The organism is Segatella baroniae DSM 16972 = JCM 13447 (assembly GCF_000426585.1).
Taxonomy (GTDB): Bacteria; Bacteroidota; Bacteroidia; order Bacteroidales; family Bacteroidaceae; genus Prevotella; species Prevotella baroniae.
Window position 1 is genome coordinate 1 of record NZ_AUFQ01000033.1, and the last position, 6,414, is coordinate 6,414.

The following is a 6,414-nucleotide window of genomic DNA, read 5'->3' on the forward strand; positions in this document are numbered from 1 at the left end:
GGAGCATTCCGGTGTTTGCCGTGTTCCCTGCCTGCGATACCTTTGCAGAATAAAAGTCGAAGATGACTACAAGCGGACGAAAAGTGAGGTCGAAACCAGAAACGGAAATGGAAGGATAGATAAAAGTAAATGTAAAAAAACACCGCAGGTATAGCGTGTATAGCCGTATGACCATATATACGTATATCCGTATAGATGTATATACGTGTTGCGCTATACTTGTATTGAAGTATAAGAAAATAGACATATATACAATCCACATCTTATTCGGATTCACAAACATCTACAATATTCCCCATGAAAAAACATCAACATTATTATCGCTTGATATTCCTTTTCTTACCTGATTTCAGCATGTGCATACCCATTAGGAAACAGCGTTGCCGGAACGCTATATCGTCCTCGTCAGGCTTCTTACCCCAGCCTCCATTAGGCGCGGAACCGCCGCCGGCACTCTGCGAAATCTCTGTTGCCTTATCAAGATAGCCAAGAAAAAGAGCCGTGGCGACCAAGGCAACCTGACTTGAATTTTCTGCCATCTGTTCGAACACAGAACCTTCAGAAAATCCTTTAGTCGCTTCATCAAAAGCCACTCTCTGCTCCGGCGGAAGAGACTCACGGTAAGCATTAAATTTGCTATAAGACTTTTGCGCTTCTATCGAGGCCATATTCCATCCAACAGCTTGCATGTCATGTAGGGCTTGCGTGTTCAGGTTCGGCACAATTGAATGTATGTCACCCTTGATTTCCTTATATCGCTCTTCGGTGGCTTCGGTCTGCCCCCTCACTAATTCAAGCTTTCTCTCCGCCTCTGCGAGCTTTCCTTTTTTGTCAATAATTTTCTCTTTTGTTTTTTCAATATCGGCGAGGATTCTCACACGTTCAATATCTGCCTGCTCCTTGGTTATCTTTCCTGCCTTGACATCATTTTCTAACTTCTCAATCTCACGGAGCAAGTCATTTTTATGTTTTTCAAGATTGGCTATCATGGTACCCAGCCCCTTCAATCTTGCTTCACCATGCTTAATTGCTTTTTCTTGTTCTGACAGTGTAACCTTGTTTCTCGAAATCTGTCGCTTTTGATCAGCGACATCGCCTTTCAGATGATCAACTTCTTTCTTTAAATCCTCTCTTTTTTGTGCATAATATTCTCCCATCGTTTTATGCTTGTGCCCCGTCTCTGCAATGCTGTCTCCCCGGTCAAGAGAATACTTCTTGTTGACCTCCGAGAGTTCATTGTGAAGAGCAGTCAGGCGCTGACTATATTCAAACTTACTCTGCCCTGCCATAACCATTTTCCAAGAGAATTTATTCCTCTCCGTTATTGGTAAAATTGTGCAATGAATATGAGGGTTTGTTTCATCAAGATGTACTATAAAAGCTGCGATATTCTTTTCACCATATTTTTTACTCATAAACTTGTACATGTCAACAGCCCATTTTTCTATTTCAGGGCTGCGGGTAATTTCCGAATTGTCAGCTCCCTTGTCCAAGTTCACCTGTTGTTCACCGAACGCCAAACGGTGCATCTGATCCCTCGAACCACCCAAGATGAAATTTGCAACAGTCCGGTACTTCGGTTCCGGAAGTCCGAGGTTAGGGTCTATTATATTCCTTGCCTTCAAATTGTCTTTGATTCGTTTGGGGATTGAGAGCTGCTTGTCGACTGGAGCTATCACACCTCCTTTGCGAACTTCAAAGTTAAGATGCTCACGTGTCGGGTCAAAAGCATACGATAGTTTTCTCCGGTATGCTTCCGCCGAGAAGTTTCGTAGATGCTCATTGCTTTGAGCAACAGTAATGCCTTTCGTAGGCATAAGATCCATTACTTGTTTTGCCATTTATCGTTATTTCTTTTACTTCATCGTGGGGTGGTTCCTGAATATAAACATTTCAGAACGGTGGAATTCAATATTTCACGAACTATCATTTTTAATCTTTTAGAGGGGTCAATGATTACGATTTGTTACCATTAGAGGGGTCAATGGTGGGGTCAATGTGAGGAATTGTAATTTTTAGAGGGGTCAACCCTTTTTGTAAAGGAGTTTTTACTCCCCTCAAAAACACTGCAAATTCACGAACTATCATTTTTACACTTTTAGAGGGGTCAATGATTGCGATTTGTTACCATTAGAGGGGTCAATGGTGGGGTCAATGTAACTTTTATAGGGGGTCACCCCCTCCAAAGTATAAGACTGAAAGCTTCATCTCTATATTCGAAATGCCATTTCCGCTTTACCCCTCGGAGAGCCTAATATTGACACGGCTTGCCGCACGAAGTCCCCCCTCGCCGGGGTGGCAATACCCCCAAATTTTGATTTGGGGGGTATTAGGCTACCTCCCAATGTAAAACAATTCATTTCGTTTGCAAAACGATCGCTCATGCGCAAGCGCATGTACCAAGACTTTGTCTTTTCCATCTCCAAGTTCATTAAAAATGAAATGTCAAGCCGGATTTTCGGGATGGATAAAATCCCTCTCCGTCATTTCTCAACATCTTTTGCCGGGGCAAAAACGACGATATCTTTTCGGAGTCTGACCATTTTGCTTGTAACAACATTGAAGACTTCCAGAACATTCATTGTCTCTAAATTTTGGATGAACTTCATGACCGATGGTCGACTCCAGCCCCAAGACTTCGACAGACACTCTATATTTGCGACCATATCCTCTTGTTTCCTCTCGGAGGTACAATGACGTGTCACAAGATCCTGAAAGGCCTGCAGGCGAGAAAAACGCTTTGCGTTCTTGTAAGTGTAGTCTCCGCAGAGAAACTTAAGCAGGTCGGAAGACATTCTTACATGATAGTTCTTATAACCATTTTGAACGACTTCTTTATCTATCATTTTATCGTTAGTCATTATTATTTTATATTATCAATATTATATGTAAAAATCTACCTTTTTCCAATCCACATTTTTATATAAATGTTGTAACCGATAAAGGTCATGCAGCCTTCCTTTCTACCGTGTATCTTTGTGGTATCGGTTTCCTCCCTTTGGGAGCAGCAGGATCATGAAAATTGGGATAGAACAAGGCAGCCATTGCAATAACGAAAAGTACTTCAGAAAGCAAAATATACCTTCCTTCATCGAAGAAAGAAAACAAAATAATTACACAGGAAACACCTATCAGAATCCTTTTGCTATTATGTATTTTCGTGAGTATTCTGTTAGCCAACTTGTAAGAGAAGAACAGTAGTGTCATCCCGAAAGTAATAAGGTAAACGAGGGGGCGGGTCAGAAAGGGATAGAGGTAGTTGTTCATCTTTCGTTGCATGAACGGAGCCGCCGTTTTCTTTCCGCTGATGCTAAGCTGGTCCAACCTCTTTTCTTTCGCCATGGTCTTATATGTGGCAGCCACTTCTCCTGATGCAAAGTTGTCTACACCTTGAATACCGAGAAGAAACAGTAAAAGTAATAATGTAAAAAACTTTCTTGGCTTTTCCCGATGCTTCATCTTGTCATAGAAGTTGATAAGATGAGTGCCTATTCTCCAAACAGACTTCTTCAGCTTCGCCATCTGGGGCTGTGCTGCCGTAAAAACATTGCGGTATTTTTTCACGCTTTTCCTCCTTGGCTTGATTAGAAAATGATACAGGAAAGGAATGCTCGTCAGCACTACGAAAAGGATTAATTTTAATATTAACATCACCATATTTCTTTCAATTGAAGTTCGACAATGTTTCTGCGTATGATTCTTGTTCCAGAATGTTTTTCTGAAGTTTGGGCATCCGGTTCCTTTCGGAAAGCAGCTGATAGTACATCGTTTCCAAACTATCAAAGAAGAATACCGTCATTGAGTCAACGATTCCGTAATTGGTCGATGACAGATAGACAACAAACATTTCATCTTCTACCGGAGTTGAGTATGCCACCACCTTATATACTTTTCCTTTCTCTTCCTTGGAAGCATAGAGAACGTGTATATGCAGTTTCTCCACCAAATCCGATACGAAATTTTCCAACACGTGTTGCTCTTCCATGTTAAGAACGACTTCCGTAAAATAAGCGTGTTGGATAACGCATATCTGCTGTTCTGTAAAATAGCCGGGGAGCAACTTTATCAACTTCTGATAAAGCAGGAGGATGGAACGCTTGTAGGTTCCGTCTTCAAGTGTGTTGTAGTCTAATGCTTTTTCCATACGATTTTCTATTTATAAAGTTGCTGAAATATACGATTTCAGAAAATATTCTGCCAAAGTGGCTATCAGCTTATTTTCCTCCTCCTTCGTTTTCTTTTTGTTGTCCAGGCGATTCAAAAGTATTGGCAGTTCCTTGGAAATTACCATCAGCTCTTCACGCTGTTTCTTGGTCAATGCAGCCGTTGAATACCCATCCAAGGACACATAGGGCTGAATCAGCATCCAGCGGTAACTGACCCGTTGTTCCTGGCTAAGCTGCTTGTTGTTCAGTATGTCTTCCCTGCACGCAATGGCATTTTGCATGATCCGGCGGTTAAAACGCATGGTCAGATACAGCATCGTCCTGTCATTCACTTCATCGTTTTTCTGACCGACAGAAGAGTAAAGCCGGTCAAAAAGCCTTGTTGTCTTTTGGGTCAACCGCTGCATCTCATCCATGGGTACATTGCTAAGGTGTTCCATGAGCGAACGAAAACATCTGTCCTCCTGCCTGATAAAGGTAAGCAATTGAGACTCCTGCTTAAAGTCATGCGTACTGTTTAGCAACTTGTTGTAGATGGCCAGTATTTGTGGAAGTCCCTTTATCGTCTGTTCTTTGTCAAGTCCCCCATAAAAGTCAGACGCTTTTTTATAGGTGTCCGAACTTTCCATCTTTGCCCGTTCGGAAGCCGTATTGAGTTTAAAGAACATCACGTCCTGAAGCGAACGCTGCTTTGAAAAAGCAAGTCGTGTCAGCTCTGTTCTCACAGAATCGGAAATGACAAAATAGGCAAGTGCCACCGGACTCTTCAGGTTAATGGTAGAGTCTTTTGAAAAGACACTGTACGACGAGTCTTTAAGTTCCTGCCACTGTGCCGTAAGGTCAGTTACTTTTTCGATGTCGGCATCCTTGTAAGATTGGATTTCCGACAGCTTTGCTTTACAGGCCTCTATCGCTTCGGTAGAGTTCTGAAATGACGGATGCTTTGTACAGGAAGAGAAAGCAAGTGCCGTCAACGCGAGAGTTAATGATAAGTGATTTCTTCTCATAAAAAAAATATTTTAACGACTGCGAAGATACAAACCTCACTATGAAAATGAGGTGTCAAAAAAATAAAAGTCTTATATTAACATTTTCAAAATCTTTTGGAAAAACTTCCTGCCTGCTTATTTTGTTAAGATACATTAAAAAAGTTCCAAATATTTATTATTTGGAACTTTTGATATTTTCAGATACTCTCTTATATGTTTTGCTTAAATGTTAATATTTTGAGGTATAAAAAAATAAGCTAATTACTAACATTGTTAATATTGTTACCCACACCATTCAAAATCCTGACACAAACGGCACTTGCAATGATTGCAAGGATTGATATGACAGGGTATGTCTCTACCAAAGCGGTACCGATTAGAAATGCCATAAGAATCAGGTGTACGAGTACCACCTCTTTATTAGTGAAGTTTTCTTCTGCGAGCAGAGAGAAGAATACATTCTTTGAGTTCCACCATTTTCCGACAGCTTCAGATGCCGATGAGGTCTTGCTTTTGTGGATTGATAATGTTTTCATCTTGTTTGTATATGAATCGTTTATATTAGAGTTCTTCGTATAGAGTCGCATGGAATAATTTCAACTCCATCCGTTGAGCTTATAGACTTGCTGCCGTGCTTCCTGCCAGCTGGCCACCCAACGTATGGCGATGATATAACCGTCCATTCTACGCTTCATGATAGTCCAACCTTTTTCGGCTTTCTTGAAGAAGTATCTGTTTGTCTTTATTTTCATAATCTCCTCACTTTTGATGTATAATAGAAAGTTCAGGCTAAACAGTATAGTCATGTGCATATCCACACAATCTCCAATTATTCCCCCATTTGTACATCTTGCGAAGGATTGTTGCCAACTTTACTTTCCTGATCTCGTAACTGTTATAAATTGCGTGGAGTTCTCTTGCTGCTTCTATTTTTTTCATACGACTTGACTTAACCGTGTTGTCGAGGGCTGAAGTTAAAATTTTATTCTGGGCATCCCGATTCTCACCCCTTTTAGGTTTTTTGTTTCTTCGACCCGAACTTTTTTTTATCATTCCGGTGTAACCGTCATCTCGAACCTTTTATGTGCAAGGTTAAATCGCAGGTGTTAAGGGAACCTAAGGCAAAGAATTGGCCGGTAAAAGTTTTCAGGAAACCGTAATCTTTGATTTCGGAGGGTCATGAAAAGTTTTCCGCCAATAGGGAGCATTCCGGTGTTTGCCGTGTTCCCTGCCTGCGATACCTTTGCAGAATAAAAGTC

7 protein-coding genes are annotated in these 6,414 nt (G+C 41.1%); all 7 read right to left on the minus strand.

Annotation, left to right across the window (positions count from 1 at the left end):
• Positions 1–317 precede the first annotated feature (317 nt).
• Entirely contained in the window at positions 318–1,841 is a 1,524-nt protein-coding gene (mobV, locus tag K334_RS0112550) for a MobV family relaxase (protein ID WP_025882277.1), read from the minus strand.
• Between the two features lie 642 nt (positions 1,842–2,483).
• Positions 2,484–2,861: a hypothetical protein gene (locus tag K334_RS0112560; RefSeq protein WP_004377482.1), complete on the minus strand. Its 378-nt coding sequence runs from the start codon at positions 2,859–2,861 to the stop codon at positions 2,484–2,486.
• Positions 2,862–2,946: 85 nt separating this feature from the next.
• Positions 2,947–3,657 (minus strand): hypothetical protein, encoded by a 711-nt coding sequence (locus K334_RS0112565; RefSeq protein ID WP_248623528.1) that lies wholly within the window; start codon positions 3,655–3,657, stop codon positions 2,947–2,949.
• A 7-nt stretch (positions 3,658–3,664) separates the two neighbouring features.
• A complete protein-coding gene (locus K334_RS0112570) occupies positions 3,665–4,144 on the minus strand; it encodes a hypothetical protein (RefSeq protein ID WP_004345311.1) in 480 nt (159 codons plus the stop codon).
• Positions 4,145–4,156: 12 nt separating this feature from the next.
• Complete coding sequence (locus K334_RS0112575; protein WP_025065691.1) at positions 4,157–5,173, minus strand: hypothetical protein; 1,017 nt, start codon at positions 5,171–5,173, stop codon at positions 4,157–4,159.
• A 239-nt stretch (positions 5,174–5,412) separates the two neighbouring features.
• Entirely contained in the window at positions 5,413–5,691 is a 279-nt protein-coding gene (locus tag K334_RS14620; protein WP_007411086.1) for a hypothetical protein, read from the minus strand.
• Between the two features lie 60 nt (positions 5,692–5,751).
• Positions 5,752–5,907: a hypothetical protein gene (locus tag K334_RS0112585; RefSeq protein ID WP_007411088.1), complete on the minus strand. Its 156-nt coding sequence runs from the start codon at positions 5,905–5,907 to the stop codon at positions 5,752–5,754.
• Positions 5,908–6,414: the final 507 nt, after the last annotated feature.